Origin of the sequence: Oceanobacillus picturae (genome assembly GCF_000612865.1) — a bacterium.
Taxonomy (GTDB): domain Bacteria; phylum Bacillota; class Bacilli; order Bacillales; family Amphibacillaceae; genus Oceanobacillus_B; species Oceanobacillus_B jordanicus.
Genome location: NZ_CCAX010000003.1, coordinates 109,883 through 135,027, shown reverse-complemented (window position 1 = coordinate 135,027; position 25,145 = coordinate 109,883). Strand labels below are relative to the sequence as shown.

The window sequence follows — 25,145 nt, the reverse complement described above, 5'->3', positions numbered from 1 at the left end:
CTCTTTTTGTATACTGTGCGAAAAATGTACGTAAATCAGGAATGGGTCTGAGTACGAAGTGTTTCTAGCTATCACTTATAATATAAGCATCTGGTATACCAGCTTTTTTAACTTGATTAAGCTGATTTTCTGCATTTGACCGCTTGGAAAAAGCACCAGCTTGGACTCGGAACCATAGCTCACCAGATAGGGTTAAACTATCCACATATGAGTTGATTCCTTTTTTCTTTAAAGCCTCAACTCGCTGCTCTGCATTAGCTTTGGATTTAAAGGATCCTGCAATAACTTTGAATAACTGGTCATCACTTCCATTACCTTCTTCCTTACGCTGAAGGTTAAAGGCTTTAACAAGACCGTTGACATGCCCCTGGGCAACCCGTTGCCTCCATGAAGCGGTTCGCATTAAGGCAGCATCCTGTTGGTTGTCAATGAACCCATTTTCCGATAGCATTGCTGACATAGTAGATTCCCTTAACACGTGAAAATTTGCTTTTTTCTTGCCACGATTGCTCAACTGATTAACTTTTATTATTTCAGCGTGTAATACGTTGCGATATCCTGCGGTTTTGGAGGAATCCGATAAATTGCTGTGAATATAATCTTCATACCCTCTAGCATTCCCGTTAAAAGCATTACAATGAATGGACAGGAAATAGTCCGCTCCCCAGTCATTCGCCTCGTTTGTCCGTTGCTGCAAGCTTTTACTACTATCAGAGGAACGACTTAATCGGACATCCACATTACGATAATCACTTACCAAAATGCTACGTATCCGTTGGGCAATATCTAGTGTAATATTCTTTTCACTCAAACCATTCCCCTGTGCCCCGGGGTCATTCCCTCCATGGCCGGGATCTAAATATAACTTCACTAAGAACGCCTCCTATTATTTTTAAAGCTCACTAACAGCTTATGAAATATGTCAGATTAACTGTTGGACAAACAACATCAGAATGACATAATTCCATGTCTGCCAATGCCCTTTTCCTCTCTATTATCGAAAAAAACAGGATTTTCGGGGCGTAAACCTATCGCAACCTGTTAAAATAGAGAAAAACGTGCTTGTGGAGGGGTAGAAATGATAGAGCAAATTGATCTAAAAGAGATACCAGTATTGGACACAGAGCATTATGTGCTTCGGGGTGTAGAGGAAGAAGATGCAAAAGAGCTATATCTTTTTATGGGGGATCAAGAGACAATGCAATATATTACTCCACATCCAGTTGGAACGGAAACTGCGATGCAGGAGGAAGTCACAAGGTACCTCGAGAAGTTTGCTCTAAAAAAGGAAATCCCATGGGTGATTCTAGACAAGGAAACTCGGAAAGTGGTTGGCCAATTCCGCTTTCATAAGTTGCATCTTTGGCATAAAAAGGCAGAGATGGGCGCGGTGATACGGAAAGAATACCAAAATAAAGGAGTCATGACCGAAGTACTTGATGTGGTGTTAGACTTTGGCTTCCATACATTAAGGTTAAATCGTATCGTTGGGGATATATTTGCAGGAAATGAAGGGTCAAGGAGACTTATGGAGAGGTTTGGTTTTAAAAGAGAAGGCGTATTGCGACAAACCGATTTTGATGGGGAAAAATACCATGATACGGTTGTTTATAGCTTACTACAGGCAGAATATAGAAGAAAATAAAGTAGAGGCATTCGCAGGAAATTCCTTTGAATGCCTCTTTAGATTTAACTTCAAGCTTCTGTAACTTTTGGCTTTTTCTCTTTCTTTTTGCCAATTAAGACGGCTTTTGCTTTTTCCCTACTCTTTTTGTGACTAAGAACGTAAAGCGTATCGTTCATATGAATGACGGAATTTCCTGTAGGTGTGATTAGCTCGCCCTCACGAATTATCCCTATAATTAACGTGTTATCAGGTAATATCAAATCAATCAGTGATGTATCGACTGCTGGTGACTTTTCAGTGATAGCAACCTCGATTATCTCGGAATCAGTTGTACCTAAGTTAATAATTTCGAGGCTCGGCAGTAAATCTTCTTTTTCTTTCCCCGTCAGTTTAAGCTTTTCTGCCAGCCAGGATAGACTGCTACCCTGGACGAGAGCAGATATCAATACGACGAAGAAAACAGCATTGAAGATGAGTTGGCTACTCTCTATGCCCGCTATAATAGGGTATGTTGCTAGTACAATCGGAACAGCTCCTTTTAATCCTGCCCAGGAAACAAATACTTGCTCCTTCAAATTGTATTTCATGAAGACCAGTGAAAGAAAGACTGCGATAGGCCTTGCTACGAACATTAAGATGATAGATAGGGCAATCCCTTGCCAGAAGATTTCCAATAACTGACCTGGAAAGACTAATAATCCTAGTAAAATAAACATTAGAATTTGCATCATCCAGGCAAATCCTTCGTTAAATCGTAAAATCGTGAAGCGGTAAAGGAGGTCATTGTTACCTACAACTACAGCCATAACGTATACAGCAAGTAGTCCACTACCGCCAATTGAATCAGTTAAAATATAAGTGAGCGAGGCCATTGCTAAAGCAAGCACGGGATAAAGCCCAGCCGTATCAAGCTTGATGTGATTGATAATGAGTACAGTTAACTTTCCAAGTGCCACTCCAAGTATTAGACCAAGCCCCATTTGTAAAAAGAAACTACCGACGGCTGTCCAGATAGAACTATCAGGTATTTGAATGATCTCAATAAAAGCGACGGTCAAAAACACAGCCATCGGATCATTTGAGCCAGATTCCGCTTCAAGGGTAGAAGTTAACTTGCGTTTAATATTTTTATTTCCTAATACAGAAAAAACTGCAGCGGCATCTGTTGAGCCAACGATGGCTCCGAAAAGCATACCTTCCAATAAGGAAAAATTGAGGATGTACATTGCAGCTAGTCCCGCAATAGCAGAAGTTATGAGAACCCCGAAAGTTGCCAGGATACTTGCTGAGCCAATGATCGGCTTTATCTGCGACCACTTCGTTTGTGTGCCGCCTTCAAAGAGGATAATAATAAGTGCCATTATTCCAATCAATTGCGTGATTTCAACATTTTCAAAGAAGACAAATTGGTTCATGCCCATTCCGACAAGGAGGAACAAGACTAGTGAGGGTAAACCGAGACGGGTAGAGAATTTAGTGGCTAGAACTCCCATGAGCAACATAGAAGTAAATAAGAAAATCATTGTTTCTATTGACATTATATGAACAACCCTCCGATGCAAAAAGATTATACGCTTCTATTTAATTTTAAACTTTATTTCAGAAAAAACAAAACATAACGCACTTTAACAGCTAATTTTTCATCCATGTATATAAATGACAGTCTGCGTAAAACTAATAAAAACCTGGAAAAGGAGAATGTGCAAATGGACGAGAAAAATAACCAGTTCAAGGAAAACAAAAATCATGGTGAACACCGTAACGGACGAAAAAGCCAATATAAAAACAGCAATTCAAAAGGCGGAGACGAACCAAATCAATTTATCTCAAAAAAGTAGAACGCATAGAGGTGACCATCCAGTAAATGGAATGGCCGCCTTTTCTATTTTCTAGGAAGAGGATTGTCCATTGATGACCTCTCTATTATAAATGTATGCTGTTTCCCTAATCTAAAGGACTAAAAAGGGTTGCATTCTATATAAAGTTAGTGTAAGTTCTTTATATAGAACGAAGAGTTATAACAGTCTATAAACTCCGTAAAATTACTTAAATAACAAAGTTTGTTTAAGAAAAGGGGAATTACTTAACTTTTGTTCTTTATTAAGAACGAAAAGAGAAAGTGTTAAACAAGAAGTCACCTGGTATAAAACAAAACGGTTCAAGCAGGAGGATCTAGTTAGAAAGGACCGTTCTGCATAGTAGGAAATCATTCAAACTAGGAGAAGATAAGAGGTGCGGACAATGCTAATTCAAATAATTATTGCCATCATACTCGTTCTTATAGTCATAAATGTGTTGATTAATCTAAAAAGCGAAAAACATACCGAGGACAGCGTTATTACAGAACAGTTTATTGTAAAGTGGTTGAAGAATGATAATGGCACATTGGCGACATATATCAAGCCAGACAAACAGTTGGATGAAGACCTTGTTTCAGGTAGAGAAGCTCTTTCAGAATCGCTTGGATTATGGATGCGCTATGCAATCGAAAAAGAAGATAAGAAATTGTTTGATAACGCCTATATGCAGTTGGTTAATCATTTTCTTAAGCAAGATGGAATGGTTTATTGGAAGTTGACGGAGAAGGGGAAAAGTGATGTGTACACCAATGCGTTGGTAGACGATTTACGGATTATTGCCGCTCTGATGGATGCCAATAAGAATTGGCCAAATAGTAGCTATCCATACAGTAAAACGGCAGAGAAAATCGCGGAATTTCTGAGTACCTATAGCAAAAGTGGAGATGTATTAACCGATTTTTATGATAAAGGAATGCGATACAATAGTGATTATCTTACCTTATCTTATATCGATACTGCGGCATTGAAACAGATGAAAGGAAATGGACTCATAGCGGGTTCACTATATGAAGCTACAGTTGATGTCCTATTGCAGGCACCTGTTATAAATGGCTTTTTTCCAAAATCCTACCATGCTACAAGTGAGCAGTATATCTACGAAAATGAAGTGCATATGATCGACCAAGCATTAACTGCATACCAGCTATCTTTGGAAGGGAAAAGCTCTGAAGTGTTTTTAGATTTTATTGAGAATGAGCTTTCAGAGAATGGTAAGATATACGGTAAATATAATCGACAGACGAAGGTTCCAACAGTAGAATACGAATCTCCCGCTGTTTATAGCCTCCTCATCCTCTATTGTTTAGAAATTAGAGAAAAGGAAGTAGCAGATAGACTGTATAAACGAATGCTTGATTTCCGGAATGTAGAAGAAAATGATCCCTACTATGGTGGCTATTCCGTTTACAAGCAAAATACACATATCTTTGATAATCTTCTTCCATTACTAGCAGAATTGAATGTATCTAGTACAAATTAACTATTCTTTACAAAAAATTTACAGTAACTTAATACCCCCTTGATATACTTTTTACAATAGAGTACTTGGGGGTGCACCATTGGGTAAAATGAAACATATTTTCTATTCAAAAATCAGACAAGCATTGACTAAACTAAGTCTACGCAGTAGATTGCTCGTCCTATTTATTTCTATTTTCGTTATCTCCGTTTCCATTGTTGGCGCAGTTTCATATGTGAAAGCAAAAAATATGACGACGGAAACGATTGAAAACCGCTTGCTTCGAGAAGCGGAGCTAATGGGTTATATAGCGGATAATTTAAAGTTTCTCTATGTAAGTGATGAGGCATATTTTCAACAGCAGCTTGTGGCCAATATAAGGACACAGCAAGAAAAACTATATAATGAAGGGATCCAGTCAGACTTTTTTTACATAACAGACGGAAAAGCTACCCCCTTTGACACGGGCGACCAGGAGCTTCATGCTGTACCGGAGCGGATGATTTCCCAGATTACCGAAGAACAAAATGGCGTTCTAAACGGACGAGTAAATGGGAAGGATTATACGTTCACTTTTCAAGAGATGGAGGAGATCAATGGTACTTATGTTATTGCAGTGCCTGTCGCTTCCTATATGGATCCTGTTCAGGAGATGGCCTATTCCACCATATTTGTAATAGCTATAAGTATAGCTATTAGCATACTACTGATCGTTTGGTTTGTTAGCAGTTTAACAAAACCGTTAATCGTATTGCGGAAAGCGATGAGACAGGTAAGGGAAGGGGACTTACAGCAAGCTGTTGCCATTGACACGACCCTACCGGAATTTATTTCTCTTAAAAAAAGCTATGACGCGATGATGGAGCAGATGGTACAGTTGCTACTCGATATACGAAAAACAACGTTACACCTCCAAAAACACGGGAATGAATTACAGCAATCCTCTGAAGGAACGCTTGTCTCCAACCAGGAGTTAAACGGGGCAATTCACGTTGTGAAGGAAGGGGCAGAACAAACAGCTGCAAGTTCAGAGGTAAGCGCGGAAAACTTCCGAGAGATGAAACAACAAATGGAAGAAATGCTTGTCAATATGGAGTCTGTCTTCAGAAGTTCTGATGACATGCACGCTTCTGCTGAGGCAGGTAACCAATCGATGTCTCAGCTAATTCAAACAGTACATAGCTTTGAAAAAGACTTTGCTCAATTGACGGAAACGGTAAGACAGTTGCAAACGGACGCGAGATCTATCAGTGATCTAGTTGGCTTAATTCAGGGTATTACAGAACAAACGAAGCTCTTGTCCCTAAATGCCTCGATTGAGGCTGCGCGTGCAGGGGAAGCGGGTAAAGGTTTTGCGGTGGTAGCGGAAGAGGTTGGGAAGTTGGCACAACAATCCTCACAAGCTGCTTCGCAGATTACTACTTCCATCCATAACATGGAAGGAATAACCAACCATGCAACAAGAGAGTTTGAACAAATGCTGCAAAAAACGCATCGCACACTGAAGATGTCGAACGGGTCACAAGTTTCCCTTGATAGATTACTGAATGAGATCCATGATGTCGGCAGTAAATTAAGGGGAATGCAGAATGAGTTGAGTGGAATTAAAAAACAATTACCATCACTGGAACAAATCGCAGCCGAATTTTCCTCTGTATCACAGGAAACACTGGCAAGTGCGGAACAGATGCTGGGGAGTAGTTTACTACAGGTAGAATCCGTAAAGGCTACCCATGAAATAGGATTAAAGTTGTCTACTACCTCTGAATCCCTCTCTTCTAAAACAGAACGATTTAAAATAGGCTAAAAAACAACCAGGCAGTCGTCGCTATGCCTGGTTGTTTTTGCATTATTTCTTTGGTTCAGGTGCTTCCTGGTCATCATCTTCTAGAAGTTCATTTGTTGAACGTTTAAATTCAGACAATGTTTTTCCAAAAGCCGAGCCAATTTCCGGTAGTTTCTTTGGACCAAAAATAATGAGGGTAATGACCAGAATAATAATTAAACCTGGAATACCTACATTTGATAACATCGCTCTCCCTACCTTCTTTCAAAGTTTAGGCTAAAATCCCGCCACTCTTCTGGTATTTTATAACACCCTCAGCAGCTCGATATGCTAGCGCACCTACTGTATCTGTAGGATTGTATCCGCTGTTATGTGGAAAAGAAGAGGCGCCGACAACAAATAGGTTGTCCATATCCCACATTTGGGAGTAATTATTAACCGCAGACGTGTTTGGATCGTCACCCATGATCACTCCACCGGTATTATGGGTGGATTGATAGGTCGTAATATTGTACGGGCCAAGCTCTTCCATCGTATCAATTTTATCTGCGCCCATCTCTTTTAGAATTCCCTCCGCTTTTTTAGCGGTAAATTGTGCTAGATGGCGATCCTGGTCTTTGAAGTCATAGGTCATGCGGATCACTGGATCTCCGAAGGTGTCTTTATAAACGGGGTCTAAGTCAAGATAGTGCTGTTTAAATGGAAGACTGGCACCCATCGCACTAACAGACAAGGTTTTATTAATATATTTTAACGAATTTTGCTTGAATTCTTTCCCCCATGTCGGTGATTCTTTTGGTATTGGGTTGTTTTGAATTGGACGTTGCCCAGTTTGGGTTAAGGCTAAATAACCTCCATGAAGGAAATCGACGTCAGAGTGGTCAAAATTATCCCCATTAAAATCATCAATAACCATTCCGAGTGCGCCTGCCCCAGCAAAGTTGTTAAACTTTTCGTCTTCAAAATACCCAACTGCAGAGCCTTTAACAACTTGATAAGCATAGTTCTTTCCAACAACGCCTTTCCCTGTTGAAGGGTCATAAGGTTTTCCAATCTTAGAATTTAATAATAGTTTTACATTATTAAACACATAACTGGTTACCACGACAGTATCAGCTGGTTGTTCTATTTCTTCTCCTGTTGTCACATCCGTGTATCTGACTCCTGTTGCTTTTCCATCCTTATGTAGGATTCTTCTAACCCAGGAATGTGTCCGTAAGTCAAACTTTCCTGTCTGTTTTGCAACAGGGATGACGGTTACGACAGGGTCTGCTTTCGCTCCGTACTCACAACCAAATCGTTCACAAAATGCACAATACTGACATGCAGCCCGAGAAATGCCATCCGGATTTTCATAAGGCTCTGAAAGGTTAGCCGATGGTACCGTATAAGGATGGTATTTTAATTTTTCTGTTGCTTTTTTAAACATCCTCATTTGAGGAGAATGCTTCATAGGAGGGGTTGGGTACTTGTCTGAGCGTTTGCCGCCAAGAGGGTTTTCCTCCCCCGAAATCCCCGCCATTTTTTCAAACTTATCATAATACGGTTCTAGTTCATCATATGTGATGCCCCAATCCTGGAGGGTCATATCTGCAGGTATTTTATTTTTACCATATCGCTCAATGGTTTTACTGCGGATCTCAAAGTCATATGGAAGAAAGCGAAATGTTTGCCCGTTCCAGTGAACGCCGGCCCCTCCTAAACCATCCCCGAGTAAAAAGGAACCATATTGTCTCATTGGGAGTGCACGTATTTTTTCATTCCCTCTGAATGTAAGGGTATCTTTAGATAAGTCTTGCATTAATTCATAGCGCAATGCGTAACGTAGCTCATCATGAACCATATAATAGTCCTCTGTCTCACGCTCACGGCCTTTTTCTAGGCCAACTACATTTAATCCCTGCTTCGTTAGCTCTGAGGCAATAATCCCACCGGCCCAGCCAACTCCTACAATTACAACATCTGTTTTTGGTAGTGTTTTAACCATCTTCTAACATACTTCCTTTCTTGTGCATAGATTGCTTCTATTCCACGCTTGCTATTGCTACTTCGACCCTATTTACATATGGTCACGAAGACTATTAGGAGGAATCTCTTTAAATTCACCTTCAATAATATCTGTGTAATTCATTTGATTACCTGGATAGTCCCGCATTTTCCAACCATCCATATCCTTATTACCACCATAAAGGGGATCACTATAAACACCTTCTAATGTCATAGACCGCATTAATTGAAAAAAGTTTCCAGGGGAAATGGTTGTGATATTCACTTTTTCTTCTGCAAAATCAGTTAACACTTTATCTTGGTCTTCTTCGGATAGTTCAGTGAATCCTTTATCATAGTTTTGGTGACTATAATTTTGCATCTCTCTAATTCCGATTCTGTAAATCTCTCTACGATTCAATCTTCCTTGATAACCCTGTTCCTTTTCACCGTGGAAAAACGGTGGCTGCATGTAATCACGTGCATTAAAACCGTAAGCGCCAGCTAACTGGTGATCAATGTAGTAGGCCACTCCAAGTTCCCGAGCTCCTGGCCCATTATCATCTTGTGGGAAGATGCGTTCTGTGGCAGCTTCAATGGTACGAAACTCTGCTTGGTTGAAATACATTAATGCTTGATTGAAATTTTTTGTTTCTTCCTGTTGTTGCTGATTATTTTCTGCTGTATCTGCGTTCCAAGGGATAACACTCCCAAGTACCCCACCAACTGCAAGGCCGCCAACCGCAATCCCTGAATTACGTAGGAACTTTCTCCTGGATAGGTTCTCCTTTTCAACTTGGTTATTATTCTTTTCTTCTGACATTGTTTTACCTCCCTGCATATTGCTTGGGATTATTATGTCACCATAAATAACCATTCATGCATTTTTTTTAGTTGGGTATACTATCCCGTGAATAAGGAATGGAGGGTATTGAAAATGAAAATAGGTAAAATGAGTTTGCTAATTATGATGACAACAGGCCTATTGGCGGCTTGTACAGAAGGGAACAATGCAGAGGAAAGTACCGAACAACCCAATATGGAGGAAGTGGGTTATTCACATGAGAATATGAATGATCCAGATATTATTCCTGGAGTATCACGTGATAAGAAGGATACTACAAATAATAGCGGCAGTACGTATAGTGGAATGGGTCAAAATCTTTACAGTACAATTGGTACATCTGGCGTGCATGAAGGTGGCATATCTTCTTATTTTGAATCGATTCTTGAAGGGGAAGGGATTACAGGAGTAAAAGTATTTGTTGTGGATGATTCAGTGATTCTTGCAAGAAACAAAGCGGAGAATACAAGTCATGAATATGACTCAATGCAGCGTAATCTATTAAGTAATACAGAAGGAATGTCAGGGAAAGGTGAGCCTGATGGAGCGGGCAATGGAGCACAGATGGATGATAATTTAGGCCAAGCTATGGAGAAAATGGATGAGATGTTTAATGGGAACGTTAAGGTGCTGACCGTAACAAACCCAGAATCTGCTGATTTAATTGAAGGGATTAAAGAAAAAATAATGGATTCGTCTTACGAAGAAGCGTCAAGTGATCTACTAGAATTACTAAACATGACGGAGTAAGGACAAAAGTGAAGGGCGCCGTTAAAAATCGTAGCAAACTGCGCCTGGCCATGCCAGGTGGCTCCGTGTTGCCACGCGAAGTGGCGTTTTTAACGGAGCATTCCTGCGGAAGAGATAAAGGAATCACGATGAGGTAACGAATCGATGATGACTTATTGCACGGCACTACGGGAAGTTGCCGATTAAGTACAACCCGTCCTTAGGTCAAAGTTGGGATGGCCCGGTTCCTCTAAGCCTACTTATAAACCTACAAGAAACCCTCTGCCTGGTCTAGACAGAGGGTTGTTTATATCGATCAAGGGAAGAACAATATATTGAGATTTTCTAACCAAAGCGCCCGGAAATATAATCTTCTGTTCTGCTGTCGGCCGGTTTTGTGAAAATGGTGTCCGTTTGGTCAAATTCAACCACTTCACCATTTAAAAAGAAGGCAGTTCTATCGGATATACGTGCTGCCTGTTGCATATTGTGGGTCACGATAATGATAGAGTAATCTTTCTTTAATTCCTGCACAAGTTCTTCAATTCGGAGTGTTGATTTTGGATCGAGTGCTGAAGTAGGTTCGTCCATTAGAATAACATCAGGCTCGATGGCAAGACAGCGCGCGATACAGAGACGTTGTTGCTGGCCACCAGATAATCCATAGGCATTTTCTTTAAGTCTGTCTTTTACTTCATCCCAAATAGAAGCGCCGCGAAGACTTTTTTCCACGATTTCGTCTAGAATTTTTTTGTTGCGAATCCCATGAATTTTAGGGCCGTAAGCGACGTTATCATAGATGGATTTAGGAAATGGGTTCGGTTTTTGAAATACCATTCCTACTCGTGTACGCAAATCCTCTACTTTAAACTTCTTGTCTAGAATACTCACCCCATTATAGGTGATTGATCCTGTAGTACGTACGGTTGGGACCAGCTCCACCATGCGATTAAGTGTTTTAATATACGTTGATTTTCCGCAACCTGAAGGTCCGATAATCGCTGTAACCTCTTTTTCATAAATCGATAGGTTTATATCCTTTAAAGCGTGGGTTTCTCCATACCATAGGTTCAAATCCTTTGTATCGTAAACAACATTTTTATTTGAAAAAGTCTCTTCAGCATAATTGGTAAAAGTTGGCTTGGTTGCAGTTTTAATACTCATTTGAATACCTCCTTATATTTGCGCCAGTAAGTTTGTTGACTAGTATCTTTGTTGAAATTTATTACGGATAATGACGGCAATCGAATTCAGGATAAAAAGCATGACCAGCAATACAACGATGGTTGCAGCTGCTAGGTTTGCATATTCTGACACAAGGGATGAATCAATTGTCCAGTAATAAATTTGCATTGGCATGATCGTAAAGGTGTCGAAAATGCCCCCAGGAAATGGTATTAACAATGCTGGTATTCCGATTACAGTAAGTGGAGCAGTTTCTCCAATTGCTCGTGATAAAGCGAGTATGGAACCTGTTAAGATCCCAGGGAGTGAAGCTGGCAGGACGATGTTTTTAACAGTCTGCCATTTTGTAGCACCCATTCCGAAAGATGCCTCGCTTAGGTGTTGTGGAACAGCACGTATTGCTTCTTGGGAAGCTACGATTACGATAGGTAGGACAAGGAGAGATAAGGTGAGCCCTCCTGCAAGCACAACATTCCCTAAATCCATAGCTCTAACAAAAACAGTTAGCCCTAATAAACCGTAAACAATGGAGGGAACACCAGCTAAGTTAGCAATGTTTGTTTGAATAATAGCTTGGAATTTTCCTTTTGGAGCATATAGTTCCAAATAAATAGCTGTGGCAACACCAAGAATTAGTGTAACTGGTATGACCACAATCATTAGCCAAAGTGTGCCTAGGATAGCACCCATAATGCCAGCTCTGTCGGCGCTAGTCGAAAGCTTTCCTGTAATGAAATCCATATCAATCCAAGCAAGTCCCTGTGTTAGAACACGAATGATTAGGATGGCTAGAACGACGATTCCAAACATGGTTGCAAGAGCGAATAACTTCTTAAATATATTGTTTTTTATTAATCTGCGGTTCATTTTACTCTGAACTTGTTCCTGGTTTATATATTTCATTTTAATATTCCTCCCTAAACTTACGAGAGATGTATCTTGCCAGTAAGTTCATAATTAGGGTGAAGACAAAAAGTGTCATGGCAACAGCATAAAGGCTGTAATATATAGTCGATCCAGCAGGGGCTTCACCACCGGAGACTTCAACAATGTATGCAGTCATGGTTTGCATAGATTGTGTAACATCAAAAGTGAAGTTCTTTGAGCTACCACTTGCAATCGTAACAATCATTGTTTCACCAATTGCACGGGATATCCCAAGAACGAAGGATGCGATAATTCCTGACAATGCTGCAGGTATAACAACACGGAAGGTTGTTTCCAACTTGGTTGCGCCGAGTGCTAAAGCACCCTCGCGCATCGCATTGGGTACAGAAGTCATGGCATCTTCAGAAAGGGAGGCGATCATCGGAATAATCATAACTCCCATTACAATTCCTGGACTTAGAATGTTTGTTGCTTCCAATGTAGGAATAATCTTTTCTAGTACAGGGGTTACAAAGGTGAAAGCGAAGAATCCATAAACAATCGTAGGTATTCCGGCTAGCACTTCAAGTATAGGTTTTAAAACTCTTCTAACTTTGTCGGTTGCATACTCACTCAGGTAAACAGCGGTCATAATTCCTATTGGCCCCGCTACGAGCATCGCGATCACGGAAGAAATAATCGTACCATTTATTAATGGTAATACTCCAAACTCAGGGTTTTGGCTTAGTGGCTTTAAAACTGTCCCGGTAAAGAACTCAGTAAAGGGTACCGCTTTGAAAAATGATATTGTTTCAGTTAGCAGGGTATATACAATGCCTATTGTAGTTAAAATCGAGATGGCTGCGAATAGAAACAGAAGTCCAGGAATCATTCTCTCTGTATAGTTGGACATATTGCGTTTCTGTTTCTTCTCGTCTATTAAATGCCGTATAGAACTTTCCTTATTTAAATCCCCGTTAGGTGTCATGGGATCGCGATCCCCCTTTCAATTTCCAGATACGTAATGATGATACTTGTTCTCTTTATAAATTTAATTAAAAGTCACAATAAGATGAGAGCATTGGAAGCTCTCATCTTAAAATGGGTATGTTTAATTTTTAATGAACACTTATTGAATTGCTTCTAAATCTTCAAGTTGTGCCTGTGCTTCTTCTTCAGGAATAGGAGCAAATCCTGTTTCACCAGCAAAATCGTTAGCATTGCTCATTACATATTTTGCATAATCAAGAACTTGGGCCTTTTCTTTTGCTTGGTTTACATTTAAGTAAGTAAACACTGGACGTGTGAAATCTGCATAGTCTCCATCTTCAGCAATTGTATCAAGTGAAGGTTCCACAGCGCCGTTACCGAAGTCTACGTTTACTGCTTGTAATGAATCTTGATTGTTTATATAGTAACCAAATCCGAAGAATCCAATAGCGTTTGGATCATCTGCTACTAATGTAACAAGTGTTGAATATTCTTGTTGTAGGTTGATATCACTTACTAGATCTTGTTCTTCAAGAATAGTTTCATAGAAGAATTCATAAGTTCCGTGATTTTCGTTAGGCCCTACAGGATTGATTTCTTCATCTGGCCATTCAGGATTAATATCAGACCAAGTTTCTACCCCGCCATCAGCAAGGAAAATACTTTTAATTTCTTCTGGAGTCATTTCAGTAGCCCAGTCATTGTCAGGGTGGATAACAACTGTTAATCCATCCAATGCGACTTTAAGCTCTTTTGTTTCAATCCCAAGCTCGTCCGCTTTGGCTTGTTCTTCATCTTTAATTTGACGGGAAGCATCATTGAAATCTGTTCCGTCTTCAACAAGGAATTTTTCAAAGCCAGCGCTTGTACCTGCGCGGCTAACTTCAACTGATACGCCTTCTTGTTCAGTTGTCATATATTCTTCAGCAAGTCGTGACATTAGAGGGTAAACCGTACCTGAACCGTCAATTACGACATTTCCTTCTAATTCTGCAGAGTCGCCTTCTGCACTTGCCTCTTCTGAAGATCCGCTTTCAGATCCACTGCTTGTTTCGGAACCACTCTCATCCTCTGAGTCTGATCCACAAGCTGCTACAACTACAGCTAGACCTGCGATAAGCAGAATCATTAAAAACCTTTTGAAATTCATATAAATTGTCCTCCCCTTCATGCACTAATTAATTTTTGAAAGATTTTCTCTCTCAACTGCTAGTATAGTAGGGGAATGTTAAGTGAGTATGATCAGAATGTAAAGGTTTTGTAAATTAGGTAAAAAGTCCTCAGTAGCTTAATAACGCTTGATGTTATAAGCGAATGAGAAGAACATGAGGTTGCATAGTGTGTATAATGGGGTTGCTACTAATTATGAACGCGCTAGTAAAATGGCATAAAGAATAGGAGAGCTAATCATGAAATTAATCGCAACAGACTTGGACGGAACACTATTAAACGCAAAAGGGCAGGTAAGCTTAGAAAATGCCAGAGCAATTAAAAGGGCTATAGATCTAGGTATAAAGGTAGTTGTGGCCACAGGCAGATCTTACGGGGCGGCAAGTAAGCCTTTAAAAGAAGTAGAGTTAATTGCTCCAGTTATTTGCTTGAATGGAGCTAATACATATTCGGAAAAGATGGAACTGTTAAGAGAAGCACCATTAGATAAAGCTACAGCGCGCGAGGTTCAGTTGCGCTGCGAACAAGAGGGCATTTATATTGAACTATTTACAAGTGATGGAGTCTATTCAACTAGTAGAGAAAAATTTATACAAGTCATGATAGACATTTTGCAGACCGCAAATCCTGATATGTCAGAGGAAGATATACGGAGAGATGCAGAGAAACGTTTTCAGAATGAGGAAGTTCATTTTATTGAAAGTCACGACTTGCTGTTTGAACGAGAGTTTTTACAAATCCATAAAATACTCGCCTTTTCACTGGATAATAAAAAGCTCAAAGATCTGCATTCAATATTTGATTCAAATCCTGGTTTGGCAATCACTTCTTCAGGTGAAGTCAATCTTGAATTTAATCATCCAGACGCACAGAAAGGGATAGCTTTAGAAGAATTAGCAAAAAATATGGGGATTGAGATGAAAGATGTTATGACATTAGGGGATAACTTTAATGATGTGAGTATGCTCAAAATGGCTGGGCGTGGCGTTGCAATGGGAAACGCCGTTGAAGAAATTAAGGCACTATGTCAATATACAACTAAATCAAACGATGAACATGGTGTGGCATATGCAATTGAAGAGATGTTAAAAGAGTTGTAATGCAAGCTATGTATTAATGAGAGGTGTGGTGAACTGTGCAATCTTCCTATGTTACGAGTAAAGAAGCGGTAAGACGATTTCTTCTTGAAACGCAATACCTACTACCTGAAGAGGATCAGGAAAATTCTGTGATACAAATGATTCGAAACTTGGAGTGTGTGCAGCTCGACCCTGTAGCCTCAGTCGAGCGCAATCAACACCTTGTTCTAATGGCACGCGTTCCCGACTATCAACCGGATATGCTTCATCAACTACTCGCTAAAGGGGAACTGTTTGAATACTGGGCAAATGCTGCATGTACGATACCTGTGCAAGATTACCCTGTATTTAAAGCGGTACGTTCTCGTTTAAGGAAGCTGGTTCAGCCTGAACTTGAAAAGCTTTCACCTATAGTCCGACATATTCTAGACAGGCTAAAGGATGAGGGGGAGCTGCCATCCCGCGCTTTTCGCTCAGAAGAACGGGTCCATGGTGGCTGGGACACGGCACAACCTAAGACAAAGGTAACCTCTCGGGCATTAAATTTGTTGCTTGATGCAGGAATCATCCGTGTCGTTCGAAGAGAGGGATCAGAAAGATTTTTTCATCTAACGGAAGAAAGTCTTCCACAATGGCTATTGAACCAAGCAGATAAAATAGAGGTAGAAGAAGCAGAGCGCGCACTGCTAGCCAAATATATTCGCGCGTATCGTGTGATTGATACACGTGATTCCCGGTTTGGTTGGCAAAAGCTTAAAGCAATGCAAAGAAAACAAGCCATGGAGACGATGGTAGCTAGCGGGGTGGCCATCCGACTTACAATAGAAGGAATAAAAACAACGTACTACATATTGGCCGAAGATTTGGACCGACTTAAAAGACATGAAAGGACCCCGAATCCGTTTTCCATCGAGCAAGATGATGTGCGTTTTTTGCCACCTTTAGATAATTTGCTTTGGCGACGTGACCGGCTTGTGGATCTGTTTGACTTTACATACCGATGGGAGATCTATATCCCAAAGGTAAAACGGCAATACGGTTACTATGCCATGCCCATTCTTATTGGAGATCAGCTTGTAGGAAGAATGGATCCTGGTCTTGATAGAAGTTCCAATCAGCTGCATATTCGCCAACTCAAGCTAGAACCAACTATAAATGTAACAAAAGAGCTTCATGGTAACATTTGGCAAGGGTTGGAGAAGTTCGCTGCAGCCCACCGCGCAAAAGGGATTACGTTAAATAAGAATATGTGCGACATTTAATGTGTTTAAAAGGGGGCCAAACGCTTCTATTCAACTTAAATCACATGTGATAGACTAGTAAAAATAAAGTGAAACTTCAATCAGTAGGGGGTATTCTTTCCCCACTGGTTGTTAGTTGAACAATCGGGGTGTTAACGCCCGTTTACTCCCACTTCATGTTTTGAAGGGGAGTCTAACGGACGGTTGCACCGGGATGAAAAATGGGGAAGGGGATAGAGATGGCTGACAAGGAAGCATTAGACAGGGCTACAGGAAGCACCGAAGTAAAACAACTAGATTTCCGTTTGGGGGCTTTTGGAGCAGCGGTACCTTTATTGTTCTTTGTAATATGGGCGATTACTACTAGCGTGCTTCAACTTTCATCGGAAATTGGCCTTGTGCTTGGTGCAGTAATAGGATTAACATTAGGATTATTATTATCAAAAAGTAAATGGGAAGACTACGCGCAGGGAATGTTTGATGGGCTTGCCCAACCAATCGGTGTGATTGCCATGGTGGCCTGGTTTTATGCAGGGATGTTTGCCCAAATCTTACAAGTCGGAGGATTAGTTGAAGGTCTTGTCTGGATTGGGGCAGTTACTGGTTTAACAGGGGGCCTGTTTGTTGCATTAACCTTCTTGCTTGCTGCTACCTTTTCAACGGCAGTTGGGACAGGCTATGGAACAACCGTAGCATTTTGTACGCTAATGTATCCAGCTGGAATAGCGGTGGAAGCAGATCCGGTTATGCTGTTTGCAGCAATCCTAGCTGGAGCAGTATTTGGAGATAACTTAGCACCAGTGTCGGATACGACGATCGTGTCTGCCACGACTCAGGAGGCTGATGTCCCAGGAGTTGTACGTAGTCGTTTCAAATATGCTATTGGAGCAGCAATCCCTACCGTTATATTGTTTGCCTTGTTTGGTGGAGGTGAAAATGCAACGGCGGATCCAGCTGCTATGGGGGCGATGATGGATCAGACGAATCCGAGCGGTCTATTAATGCTTATTCCATTTGCACTTGTATTAATTCTTGCCCTTTCCGGCCAACACTTGATTACATCCTTAACATGGGGGATTATTCTAGCTATCCCATTAATTTGGATATTGAAGTTAGGAACGATCGGTCAAATTATTTCGTTTAATCCAGAATCTGATAATGTTGTAGAAGGTGCTTTAATTGAAGGGATTTCCGGTTATGTAAATATGGCTATCCTCATCCTGCTAATTGTTGCAGCTGCTCATTTATTAAAATTGGGCGGAACAATGCAGGTGATCACAAAAGGGCTTGTGAAGTGGATTGGGAAATCTGTCCGAAAAGCTGAACTCTCTATGTGGGGAATTGTAGCGATGATGAATAGTGCGATTACCATTAATACAGCTGCTGAGATAGCGGCAGCACCATTTGTTAAAGAACTTGGTGAGAAATACCGTATTCACCGATACAGAAGAGCAAATATGCTGGATGCTGTTACCTCTGCATTGGGATACATTTTCCCATGGGGTGCACCTGTTCTTTTAGGTTGGACTACAATTCAAACGATGCAGGAAAAATATGAATGGCTTCCTATTGTGTCTCCAACAGAAGTTTTCCCGTTTGTCTTCCAGGGTTGGTTCCTTGTGATCGTTATGCTAATCGCTGCCTTAACAGGTTGGGGATTGCGTTACGAAGGGAAAAATGGGGAAGAAGTAAAAGAAAGACCATCAGAATAACTTTAAGGACAAATAATTCAATAAAAAGTTATGCCAATTCCGCGCTACGGGAAAAACTACGCTTTCCGTGGACACGGCATCGGGCCAACAGGATGTTGGTCACGAAGGCGTTGCCACAGGACGTGGCGCTCTTAGCCTTTGTTCCTTTCCTACCTTCCGGGGTCTTTGGACTCGTGCTGTTCCCACTGGACAAGTAAGGCTTCGTCAGCGATTCATCGCACGTAGAAAATGCCAATGCATTTTCAAGGAGTCTACGTTTTTCCTCCGCTAAGTAAGTTTTTTACCTAATAGTAATGCTGAACGAATTAGTTTATAGCCAAAAAGGGCTTTGAATGTTCGTTCGGCATTTATTTTTAATGTTTTCTTGCCACTCCTATCTGTTGTTGTTTTTTTATTTTGTTATTACTTTGGTTATAGTTAGTTTGAGAATTAAGTAAGAAAGGGTGATCTTATGAAACCGGATATTATGTATAAGCAGCCGAAATCTATTTTGAATAAAGGGAACGGCTATCTCTCTGGTTATAGCCATTCGCTTAATCCATATGTGGGCTGTACCTTTGGCTGTTCATTTTGCTATGTTCGGAAGTTGCCTGTTTCTTTATTCAAAGGAAAAGAGTGGGGAACATGGGTAGATGTGAAACAAGAGGCAGAGAAGGTTTTAACAAAAGAACTGATAAGGGAAAAGAAAAAGGGAGAAGTGACTATTTTTATGTCTTCTAGTACGGACCCATATCAGCCAGTGGAACGTAAAGAGCGAGTCACAAGATTTTTACTAGAAACGATGGTAGAGAATCAGCCGGATTTTCTTTTCGTGCAAACGAGAAGCCCGTTGGTCAGACGTGATATAGATATATTAAAACAATTTGGAGACAAGGTACGAGTCAGTATGACAATTGAGACAGATGATGAAGCTGTCCGCCAACACTTTACCCCTCAAGCCCCTAGCATATCCTCAAGGTTAAACGCATTGGAAGATTTGAAGAAACATGGTATACGAACACAAGCAGCAATTGCCCCTGTTTTGCCAAGTACAGAAAAATTCCCCTCTCTTTTAAATGGTATAGCGGACCGAGTATGTATTGATGATTTTTACATGGGAGATGGTAGTGGTGGTAAGCGGACAGAACGATTAGGGATCTTTGACTTGTTTGATGACATCGATAAAAAGAATTGGACTGTGGATACCGCGTACAGGATAGTGGAAAACAGAATGTATGAAGTATTTGATAATGAAGATGTCTTAATTAGTCAGGAGGGATTTGCCCCGTATTAAACAGTCGGCAGATTTATCCTGGTGCAAACGTCCGTCCGTAAGACTCCCACTTCAAAACATGTAGTGAAATCGTGGTGTTTAAGTGGGAGTAAACGGACGCTAACACCCCGATTCGTTCAACTAACAATCAGTGGGAAACAACGAAGTCCCCCACTGATTGAAGTTCATTTTATTGTGTACCAGTTCCATTTCATGAAATACTAGTAAATAAGAAGATTTTGTAATGGAAAGGGGATTGACGATGAAGCTATTTTTAATCGGAGCAAACGGACAAATTGGCAATCAGGTATTAGAGCAAATAAAAGCCAATGAGAAACATTCCATTAAAGCAATGGTAAGAAAACAAGAACAACTTGAAAAATATCAGGATTCGGGAGTGGACGCCGTACTGGCCGACCTGGAAGGAAGCGTAGCTGATTTAGCTAAAGCGATGGAAGGGTCTGATGCTGTCATATTTACTGCTGGTTCTGGTGGTAATACAGGCGATGATAAAACCTTACTGATTGATTTAGATGGAGCGGTTAAAGCGATGGAAGCGGCAGAACAAAGTGGTGTGAATCGGTTTGTGATGGTAAGCGCCATGCAAGCCCATAATAGAGAAAACTGGCATAAGGATTTAAGAACCTATTATGTTGCCAAACATTATGCAGATAGAATGCTACAGAACAGTAAATTAACTTATACCATTGTACGTCCTGGCTTATTATTAAATGAGCCGGGTACCGGTAAAGTAAGCATTGCGGAGAATCTAGGTCAAGGGTCTATTCCGCGTGAAGATGTTGCCAAGCTTGTTATAAAGGCGTTGGATAACGAGAAAACCTACTATCGCTCCTTCGACCTAATTTCAGGTGAACAATCTATCGAACAAGCAATAGAATCATTATAAGGAAAGAGGGGCAGCCGAATGATGGGCTGTCCTTTTTCTATGCGTTCTACTGTGCTCTTTCTTTTCTACCAAATAGAATGCCTAATGTTAGCACGGATAAGATTGGGGCAAGGGCAACTAGCGCTACCATCCCAAACCCATCAAGCAAAGGATTTGTTTCACCGATTTCTCCGGCAATACCAACAAACATAGACAGAATAAATGTAGCAGTCATAGGCCCAGTTGCAACTCCCCCTGCATCAAATGCTATGGAAATAAAGGCCCTAGGGGAGTAGCGCATCATAAGGAAGGCCGCTATGTATCCGGGTAGAATGAAGACCCATAAAGAGATGCCGATAATAAGTCGAAGCATGGCCACCGCGACAGAAAGTCCCACCCCAATAGAGATGGTGTACAGAAGCAATTTTTGCGGGATATATCCCCTCGAGGCCCGTTCCACCTGATGGATTAATACATTGACAGCTGGCTCGGCATAGGTGGCTACAAATCCCAATAGAAAGCCAATTGGCAGGAGCAACCAAATAAAGTCATACGTGCCAAGTTCTGCTCCGATAAGCCTCCCGATAGGTAAAAAGCCAAGATATACACCTTGGAGAAACAAGGATAGACCTAAAAAGGTGAAGAGAAAGCCTGTCATAATTGGTAGGATTTTTTTAATTGAAAGCCGGAAGAGTTGCACCTGGAAGATTAAGAATAGAAAAAGCAATGGAGTTAAGGCTGCTCCAACCTCCAGCATCGTTTGCCCGAAGCCTTGAAATAGATGTGAGTTCATCCGTACACCACTCCTAATAAAAGTACGGCAATAATGGGACCAATGGAAGCAAGTGCGACAAGCCCGAACGCGTCTTTGGAAGCAGTATTTCTTTTCATAACAGAGGCCACACCAACGCCTAGTGCCATAATGAACGGTACAGTTAAGGGGCCTGTGGTTACTCCGCCGGAATCAAAAGAAATAGGGACGTAGGAAGGTGGAGTAAGGCTTGCAAGTAGAAAAACAATCCCATAACCGGCTAATAAAAGATAGGCTAAGTTCATCTGGAAGATAATACGGAGTAACGCAAGACTAATAAAGATGCCAACCCCAAGCGAAACAGACAAAAGTAATACAGGCTTCGGTATCGCCCCTTCGGAAACAATTTCTACTTGGGATGATAGGATTCGCACATCAGGTTCAGCGATCGTAACGACGACTCCTAGTAAAAAGCCGATCCATACAACAACCCACACTTTATTTGTTCTAGGCAAAGCGGAACCAATCATCTCTCCTAGAGGAAGCAGACTCAAATTAACCCCGAGTAAAAATAAAATTAACCCAACACTGACCATTATAACGCCTAGAATAAAGGGCATAAATTGTTCAAAAGGAAGCTGGATTATTGTGAATTGCAACAGTGTAATGACTATCGTAATAGGCAGGATAGAGAGTAGAACTTCTTTTACGGTTTCTTTCATCGTTATCCTCCTCTGTCTATCTTGCCTTCTATATTTAAGTTGTCCCTTAAAAAGCAGGCATTTCTATTTATATTCATGGACAAGCATTTTATTACTGCCTAGGTTCTTTAAAAACTGTAATCATTTAATACATTTTAACTATTTTTAAAAAAAAGTCAGTTTACTGTTGAATAATTATCCATTATATTGCATAATAATTCATAAGATAAGCAAAGATGAAGGAGTGTTGACGATGGGGAAGGAAAAAATTGTTTTAGCATATTCAGGTGGATTGGATACTTCAGTAGCTGTAAAATGGCTACAGGATAAATATAATTATGATGTGATTGCTGTCGCATTAGATGTCGGAGAAGGGAAGGACTTAGAATTTGTTAAAGAAAAGGCATTAAAAGTGGGGGCGATTAAATCCTATGTTATTGATGCAAAGGAACTGTTTGCCAACCAATTCGTCTTACCTGCTTTGAAGTCAAATTTGCTTTACGAAGGAAAATATCCTTTAATTTCAGCATTATCCCGTCCGTTAATTGCCAAAGTCCTTGTTAACATTGCAGAAAAAGAGGGAGCAATCGCGGTAGCGCATGGGTGTACAGGAAAAGGAAATGACCAGGTCCGCTTTGATGTAGCGTTCACAGCATTGAACCCTAGCTTGAAAATTGTCGCGCCTGTTCGGGAATGGGCGATGTCGAGAGAAGAAGAAATGAAGTACGCGAAGGAAAATGGCATTCCTGTACCAGTCGATATTGATAACCCATTTAGTATAGATCAGAATTTATGGGGACGCAGCAATGAATGTGGCGTACTGGAAGATCCATGGGCAGAAGCGCCTGAGGAAGCCTATGACTTAACGGTCAACCCTGTCGACGCTCCAGACGTTCCTGAAACCATCCAAATAACATTCAAAGAAGGCACCCCCGTATCACTTGATGGGGAAGCATTATCATTAGACAAACTAATTTTAAAGTTAAATGAAATAGCTGGAAAACATGGTGTTGGTCGTATCGATCATGTAGAGAATCGTCTTGTGGGCATTAAATCAAGGGAAATTTATGAGGCGCCAGCAGCCCTTACCTTGATTGCTGCACACCAGGAGCTTGAAGCACTGACATTACCACGCGAGGTGGCCCAATTTAAACCGATTGTGGAACAAAAGCTGGCACAGACTGTCTATGACGGACTTTGGTATTCGCCATTAACAAATGCCCTAAAGGCTTTTATAGAAGAGACACAAGCCCACGTATCTGGAACAGTAAAAGTGAAGCTATATAAAGGGCATGCACAGGTGGTTGGCCGTGAATCGGCACAGTCCTTATATGACTTTGACTTGGCAACATATAATGCTGCAGATGCGTTTGATCATAATGCTGCACTTGGCTTTATAAAACTATGGGGACTGCCCACAAAGGTTCATTCCACAGTAAATCAAACATATGTAAACAAGGACGAAGCCATTGAAAAGGCGATTTTGGATGTTAAAGAAGCTGTTAAACCATGAAGCTATGGGGAGGAAGATTTACCAAACCAACGAACCAGTTAGTTGATGAATATACAGCGTCCATTCACTTTGATAAAAAACTGGCATCGTATGATATTAAAGGTAGTCTAGCCCATGTGGCAATGCTGGAAAAATGTGCAATCCTTGATGAGAAAGACGCAAAGGATATTTCAACAGGGCTCAAGGTGGTTCTAGAAAAGATAAACAGTGGGGAAGCAGTATTAAGTGAAGAGCAGGAAGACATCCATATGAACGTGGAAAAGCTGCTAATAGATGAGATTGGTCCGACCGGTGGCAAATTGCACACAGGCAGAAGCAGGAATGATCAAGTAGCACTTGATATGCGACTTTACTTACGTGATGCCTTGATGGATATAAGTCAGCTATTGGCTGCATTGCAGGAGGCTTTGCTTCAACAAGCAGAAGAAAATAGGGACACTGTTTTACCCGGCTATACGCATTTACAGCGAGCGCAACCCGTGCTGTTTTCCCACCATATGTTAGCGTATGCCTTCATGTTGCAGCGGGATGTAGAGAGACTCGGTGACAGCTGGAAACGTGTTAACAAATCACCACTCGGAGCAGGAGCTCTTGCTGGTACTACTTTTGGGATTGACCGAAAGTTTGTAGCAGATCAATTGGGGTTTGATGGTATATGTGAGAATAGCCTAGATGCGGTAAGCGACAGAGATTTCGTTGTAGAGTTTCTTGGGAATGCGGCGCTTATCTCCACCCACTTATCAAGGTTGTGCGAAGAGCTGGTTCAATGGTCTAGTGCCGAATTTAACTTTATTGAGTTAGATGATGCCTTTTGTACAGGAAGTAGTATGATGCCACAAAAAAAGAACCCAGATGTAGCTGAACTTGTACGTGGGAAAACAGGTCGTATATACGGGAATCTGATTGGAATGCTGACGACACTCAAAGGTCTGCCATTAGCATACAATAAAGATATGCAGGAGGATAAGGAGGGCATGTTTGATACAGTGGAGACATTAAAAGGGGCTCTCGCTCTTTTTGCTCCAATGATGGAATCGATGCATGTGAAGCGGGAAAATATGTATGAAGCTGTACGAAATGACTTTTCTAATGCAACAGATTTAGCTGATTATCTTGTTGGAAAGGGAATGGCTTTTCGAGAATCCCATGCCGTAGTGGGGGAGATTGTGCTTCATTGTATCCAGCATAACAAGTATTTACTAGACATGACTCTGGAGGAAATCAAAGAATTTTCCACCATAATAGAAGGGGATGTATTTGATTTCCTGACACCAGAGGCCGTAGTGAATGCGCGAGACGTTGCTGGTGGAACAGCGAAGAAACGAGTGGAGGAACAAATCACGATAGCTAAAAAGAATTTACAAGATACGGAAACCCGACTTTCGGAATGGGCGGAACAAATTCATTAAGAAAAGCTGCCATCGAGATGTTAAAGGTTCTGCTTTGTTTTCTAGTCACCTATGTGCTAAACTAAAGGAAATTAATAGATGAATGACTCTCAAAGGGGA

23 protein-coding genes are annotated in these 25,145 nt (G+C 41.0%); 12 read left to right on the top strand and 11 right to left on the bottom strand.

Annotated features, from left to right (window positions below):
- Window positions 1-64: 64 nt before the first annotated feature.
- Complete coding sequence (locus tag BN988_RS15100) at window positions 65-871, bottom strand: N-acetylmuramoyl-L-alanine amidase (protein ID WP_036577770.1); 807 nt, start codon at window positions 869-871, stop codon at window positions 65-67.
- A gap of 207 nt (window positions 872-1,078) precedes the next feature.
- Between BN988_RS15100 and BN988_RS15095 the strand changes: the two genes are divergently transcribed.
- On the top strand, window positions 1,079-1,645 hold the full coding sequence (locus tag BN988_RS15095) for a GNAT family N-acetyltransferase (protein WP_036577769.1): 567 nt from the start codon (window positions 1,079-1,081) through the stop codon (window positions 1,643-1,645).
- Window positions 1,646-1,695: 50 nt separating this feature from the next.
- Here BN988_RS15095 and BN988_RS15090 read toward each other — a convergent pair whose 3' ends face one another.
- Window positions 1,696-3,165, bottom strand: a complete 1,470-nt coding sequence (locus tag BN988_RS15090) for a potassium/proton antiporter (protein ID WP_036577768.1) — start codon at window positions 3,163-3,165, stop codon at window positions 1,696-1,698.
- 168 nt (window positions 3,166-3,333) lie between these two features.
- On the opposite strand from BN988_RS15090, the gene BN988_RS19345 reads away from it, so the two are divergent.
- From BN988_RS19345 to BN988_RS15080, 3 genes are all read left to right on the top strand, one after another.
- Window positions 3,334-3,465: a hypothetical protein gene (locus BN988_RS19345; RefSeq protein ID WP_259343671.1), complete on the top strand. Its 132-nt coding sequence runs from the start codon at window positions 3,334-3,336 to the stop codon at window positions 3,463-3,465.
- A 403-nt stretch (window positions 3,466-3,868) separates the two neighbouring features.
- On the top strand, window positions 3,869-4,966 hold the full coding sequence (locus BN988_RS15085) for a glycosyl hydrolase family 8 (protein WP_051558019.1): 1,098 nt from the start codon (window positions 3,869-3,871) through the stop codon (window positions 4,964-4,966).
- Between the two features lie 88 nt (window positions 4,967-5,054).
- Window positions 5,055-6,752, top strand: a complete 1,698-nt coding sequence (locus BN988_RS15080; RefSeq protein WP_051558066.1) for a methyl-accepting chemotaxis protein — start codon at window positions 5,055-5,057, stop codon at window positions 6,750-6,752.
- A 42-nt stretch (window positions 6,753-6,794) separates the two neighbouring features.
- On the opposite strand, the gene tatA is transcribed toward BN988_RS15080, so the two are convergent.
- The 3 genes from tatA to BN988_RS15065 all read right to left on the bottom strand — a co-directional run bounded on the left by tatA (window position 6,795) and on the right by BN988_RS15065 (window position 9,540).
- A complete protein-coding gene (tatA, locus tag BN988_RS15075; protein WP_036577766.1) occupies window positions 6,795-6,977 on the bottom strand; it encodes a twin-arginine translocase TatA/TatE family subunit in 183 nt (60 codons plus the stop codon).
- Between the two features lie 25 nt (window positions 6,978-7,002).
- The gene (locus BN988_RS15070) at window positions 7,003-8,718 is read right to left on the bottom strand and encodes a GMC family oxidoreductase (RefSeq protein ID WP_036577764.1); all 1,716 of its coding nucleotides are present in this window, start codon (window positions 8,716-8,718) and stop codon (window positions 7,003-7,005) included.
- 72 nt (window positions 8,719-8,790) lie between these two features.
- Window positions 8,791-9,540: a gluconate 2-dehydrogenase subunit 3 family protein gene (locus BN988_RS15065; protein WP_036577762.1), complete on the bottom strand. Its 750-nt coding sequence runs from the start codon at window positions 9,538-9,540 to the stop codon at window positions 8,791-8,793.
- Window positions 9,541-9,654: 114 nt separating this feature from the next.
- Between BN988_RS15065 and BN988_RS15060 the strand changes: the two genes are divergently transcribed.
- Window positions 9,655-10,311, top strand: a complete 657-nt coding sequence (locus BN988_RS15060; protein WP_036577759.1) for a hypothetical protein — start codon at window positions 9,655-9,657, stop codon at window positions 10,309-10,311.
- Between the two features lie 324 nt (window positions 10,312-10,635).
- Here BN988_RS15060 and pstB read toward each other — a convergent pair whose 3' ends face one another.
- The 4 genes from pstB to BN988_RS15040 all read right to left on the bottom strand — a co-directional run bounded on the left by pstB (window position 10,636) and on the right by BN988_RS15040 (window position 14,482).
- Complete coding sequence (gene pstB, locus BN988_RS15055) at window positions 10,636-11,454, bottom strand: phosphate ABC transporter ATP-binding protein PstB (protein WP_036577757.1); 819 nt, start codon at window positions 11,452-11,454, stop codon at window positions 10,636-10,638.
- Window positions 11,455-11,493: 39 nt separating this feature from the next.
- Complete coding sequence (gene pstA, locus BN988_RS15050) at window positions 11,494-12,378, bottom strand: phosphate ABC transporter permease PstA (protein ID WP_036577755.1); 885 nt, start codon at window positions 12,376-12,378, stop codon at window positions 11,494-11,496.
- Between the two features lies 1 nt (window position 12,379).
- Complete coding sequence (pstC, locus tag BN988_RS15045; protein ID WP_036577754.1) at window positions 12,380-13,330, bottom strand: phosphate ABC transporter permease subunit PstC; 951 nt, start codon at window positions 13,328-13,330, stop codon at window positions 12,380-12,382.
- Window positions 13,331-13,471: 141 nt separating this feature from the next.
- Window positions 13,472-14,482 (bottom strand): PstS family phosphate ABC transporter substrate-binding protein, encoded by a 1,011-nt coding sequence (locus BN988_RS15040; protein WP_036577753.1) that lies wholly within the window; start codon window positions 14,480-14,482, stop codon window positions 13,472-13,474.
- 259 nt (window positions 14,483-14,741) lie between these two features.
- On the opposite strand from BN988_RS15040, the gene BN988_RS15035 reads away from it, so the two are divergent.
- The 5 genes from BN988_RS15035 (at window position 14,742) to BN988_RS15015 (ending at window position 20,693) form a co-directional block, all read left to right on the top strand.
- Entirely contained in the window at window positions 14,742-15,602 is an 861-nt protein-coding gene (locus tag BN988_RS15035; protein ID WP_036577751.1) for a Cof-type HAD-IIB family hydrolase, read from the top strand.
- A gap of 35 nt (window positions 15,603-15,637) precedes the next feature.
- The gene (locus BN988_RS15030) at window positions 15,638-16,843 is read left to right on the top strand and encodes a winged helix-turn-helix domain-containing protein (RefSeq protein WP_036577748.1); all 1,206 of its coding nucleotides are present in this window, start codon (window positions 15,638-15,640) and stop codon (window positions 16,841-16,843) included.
- A gap of 218 nt (window positions 16,844-17,061) precedes the next feature.
- Window positions 17,062-18,534, top strand: a complete 1,473-nt coding sequence (locus BN988_RS15025) for a Na+/H+ antiporter NhaC family protein (protein WP_036577746.1) — start codon at window positions 17,062-17,064, stop codon at window positions 18,532-18,534.
- Window positions 18,535-18,985: 451 nt separating this feature from the next.
- Window positions 18,986-19,807 (top strand): SPL family radical SAM protein, encoded by an 822-nt coding sequence (locus BN988_RS15020; protein ID WP_036577744.1) that lies wholly within the window; start codon window positions 18,986-18,988, stop codon window positions 19,805-19,807.
- Between the two features lie 241 nt (window positions 19,808-20,048).
- Window positions 20,049-20,693: an SDR family oxidoreductase gene (locus tag BN988_RS15015; protein WP_036577743.1), complete on the top strand. Its 645-nt coding sequence runs from the start codon at window positions 20,049-20,051 to the stop codon at window positions 20,691-20,693.
- Window positions 20,694-20,739: 46 nt separating this feature from the next.
- On the opposite strand, the gene BN988_RS15010 is transcribed toward BN988_RS15015, so the two are convergent.
- Window positions 20,740-21,465, bottom strand: a complete 726-nt coding sequence (locus BN988_RS15010) for a DUF1538 domain-containing protein (RefSeq protein ID WP_036577742.1) — start codon at window positions 21,463-21,465, stop codon at window positions 20,740-20,742.
- Complete coding sequence (locus BN988_RS15005) at window positions 21,462-22,145, bottom strand: DUF1538 domain-containing protein (protein WP_036577741.1); 684 nt, start codon at window positions 22,143-22,145, stop codon at window positions 21,462-21,464. The genes BN988_RS15010 and BN988_RS15005 overlap by 4 nt, the downstream gene beginning before the upstream one ends.
- 232 nt (window positions 22,146-22,377) lie before the next feature.
- Between BN988_RS15005 and BN988_RS15000 the strand changes: the two genes are divergently transcribed.
- Both BN988_RS15000 and argH read left to right on the top strand, forming a co-directional pair.
- Window positions 22,378-23,637: an argininosuccinate synthase gene (locus BN988_RS15000; protein WP_036577740.1), complete on the top strand. Its 1,260-nt coding sequence runs from the start codon at window positions 22,378-22,380 to the stop codon at window positions 23,635-23,637.
- Window positions 23,634-25,046, top strand: a complete 1,413-nt coding sequence (argH, locus tag BN988_RS14995) for an argininosuccinate lyase (protein WP_036577739.1) — start codon at window positions 23,634-23,636, stop codon at window positions 25,044-25,046. The genes BN988_RS15000 and argH overlap by 4 nt, the downstream gene beginning before the upstream one ends.
- Window positions 25,047-25,145 lie beyond the last annotated feature (99 nt).

What these genes read in the sequence shown, in the direction of transcription:
- BN988_RS15085 (WP_051558019.1), top strand. Translation starts at nt 3,869, where the DNA reads ATGCTAATTCAAATAATTATTGCCATCATACTCGTTCTTATAGTCATA.
- BN988_RS15065 (WP_036577762.1), bottom strand. Translation starts at nt 9,540, where the DNA reads ATGTCAGAAGAAAAGAATAATAACCAAGTTGAAAAGGAGAACCTATCC.
- BN988_RS15080 (WP_051558066.1), top strand. Translation starts at nt 5,055, where the DNA reads ATGAAACATATTTTCTATTCAAAAATCAGACAAGCATTGACTAAACTA.
- BN988_RS15025 (WP_036577746.1), top strand. Translation starts at nt 17,062, where the DNA reads ATGGCTGACAAGGAAGCATTAGACAGGGCTACAGGAAGCACCGAAGTA.
- pstA (WP_036577755.1), bottom strand. Translation starts at nt 12,378, where the DNA reads ATGAAATATATAAACCAGGAACAAGTTCAGAGTAAAATGAACCGCAGA.
- BN988_RS15095 (WP_036577769.1), top strand. Translation starts at nt 1,079, where the DNA reads ATGATAGAGCAAATTGATCTAAAAGAGATACCAGTATTGGACACAGAG.
- BN988_RS15035 (WP_036577751.1), top strand. Translation starts at nt 14,742, where the DNA reads ATGAAATTAATCGCAACAGACTTGGACGGAACACTATTAAACGCAAAA.
- BN988_RS15005 (WP_036577741.1), bottom strand. Translation starts at nt 22,145, where the DNA reads ATGAAAGAAACCGTAAAAGAAGTTCTACTCTCTATCCTGCCTATTACG.
- BN988_RS15070 (WP_036577764.1), bottom strand. Translation starts at nt 8,718, where the DNA reads ATGGTTAAAACACTACCAAAAACAGATGTTGTAATTGTAGGAGTTGGC.
- argH (WP_036577739.1), top strand. Translation starts at nt 23,634, where the DNA reads ATGAAGCTATGGGGAGGAAGATTTACCAAACCAACGAACCAGTTAGTT.
- BN988_RS15040 (WP_036577753.1), bottom strand. Translation starts at nt 14,482, where the DNA reads ATGAATTTCAAAAGGTTTTTAATGATTCTGCTTATCGCAGGTCTAGCT.
- tatA (WP_036577766.1), bottom strand. Translation starts at nt 6,977, where the DNA reads ATGTTATCAAATGTAGGTATTCCAGGTTTAATTATTATTCTGGTCATT.
- BN988_RS15020 (WP_036577744.1), top strand. Translation starts at nt 18,986, where the DNA reads ATGAAACCGGATATTATGTATAAGCAGCCGAAATCTATTTTGAATAAA.
- BN988_RS15015 (WP_036577743.1), top strand. Translation starts at nt 20,049, where the DNA reads ATGAAGCTATTTTTAATCGGAGCAAACGGACAAATTGGCAATCAGGTA.
- BN988_RS15090 (WP_036577768.1), bottom strand. Translation starts at nt 3,165, where the DNA reads ATGTCAATAGAAACAATGATTTTCTTATTTACTTCTATGTTGCTCATG.
- BN988_RS19345 (WP_259343671.1), top strand. Translation starts at nt 3,334, where the DNA reads ATGGACGAGAAAAATAACCAGTTCAAGGAAAACAAAAATCATGGTGAA.
- pstB (WP_036577757.1), bottom strand. Translation starts at nt 11,454, where the DNA reads ATGAGTATTAAAACTGCAACCAAGCCAACTTTTACCAATTATGCTGAA.
- BN988_RS15000 (WP_036577740.1), top strand. Translation starts at nt 22,378, where the DNA reads ATGGGGAAGGAAAAAATTGTTTTAGCATATTCAGGTGGATTGGATACT.
- pstC (WP_036577754.1), bottom strand. Translation starts at nt 13,330, where the DNA reads ATGACACCTAACGGGGATTTAAATAAGGAAAGTTCTATACGGCATTTA.
- BN988_RS15060 (WP_036577759.1), top strand. Translation starts at nt 9,655, where the DNA reads ATGAAAATAGGTAAAATGAGTTTGCTAATTATGATGACAACAGGCCTA.
- BN988_RS15010 (WP_036577742.1), bottom strand. Translation starts at nt 21,465, where the DNA reads ATGAACTCACATCTATTTCAAGGCTTCGGGCAAACGATGCTGGAGGTT.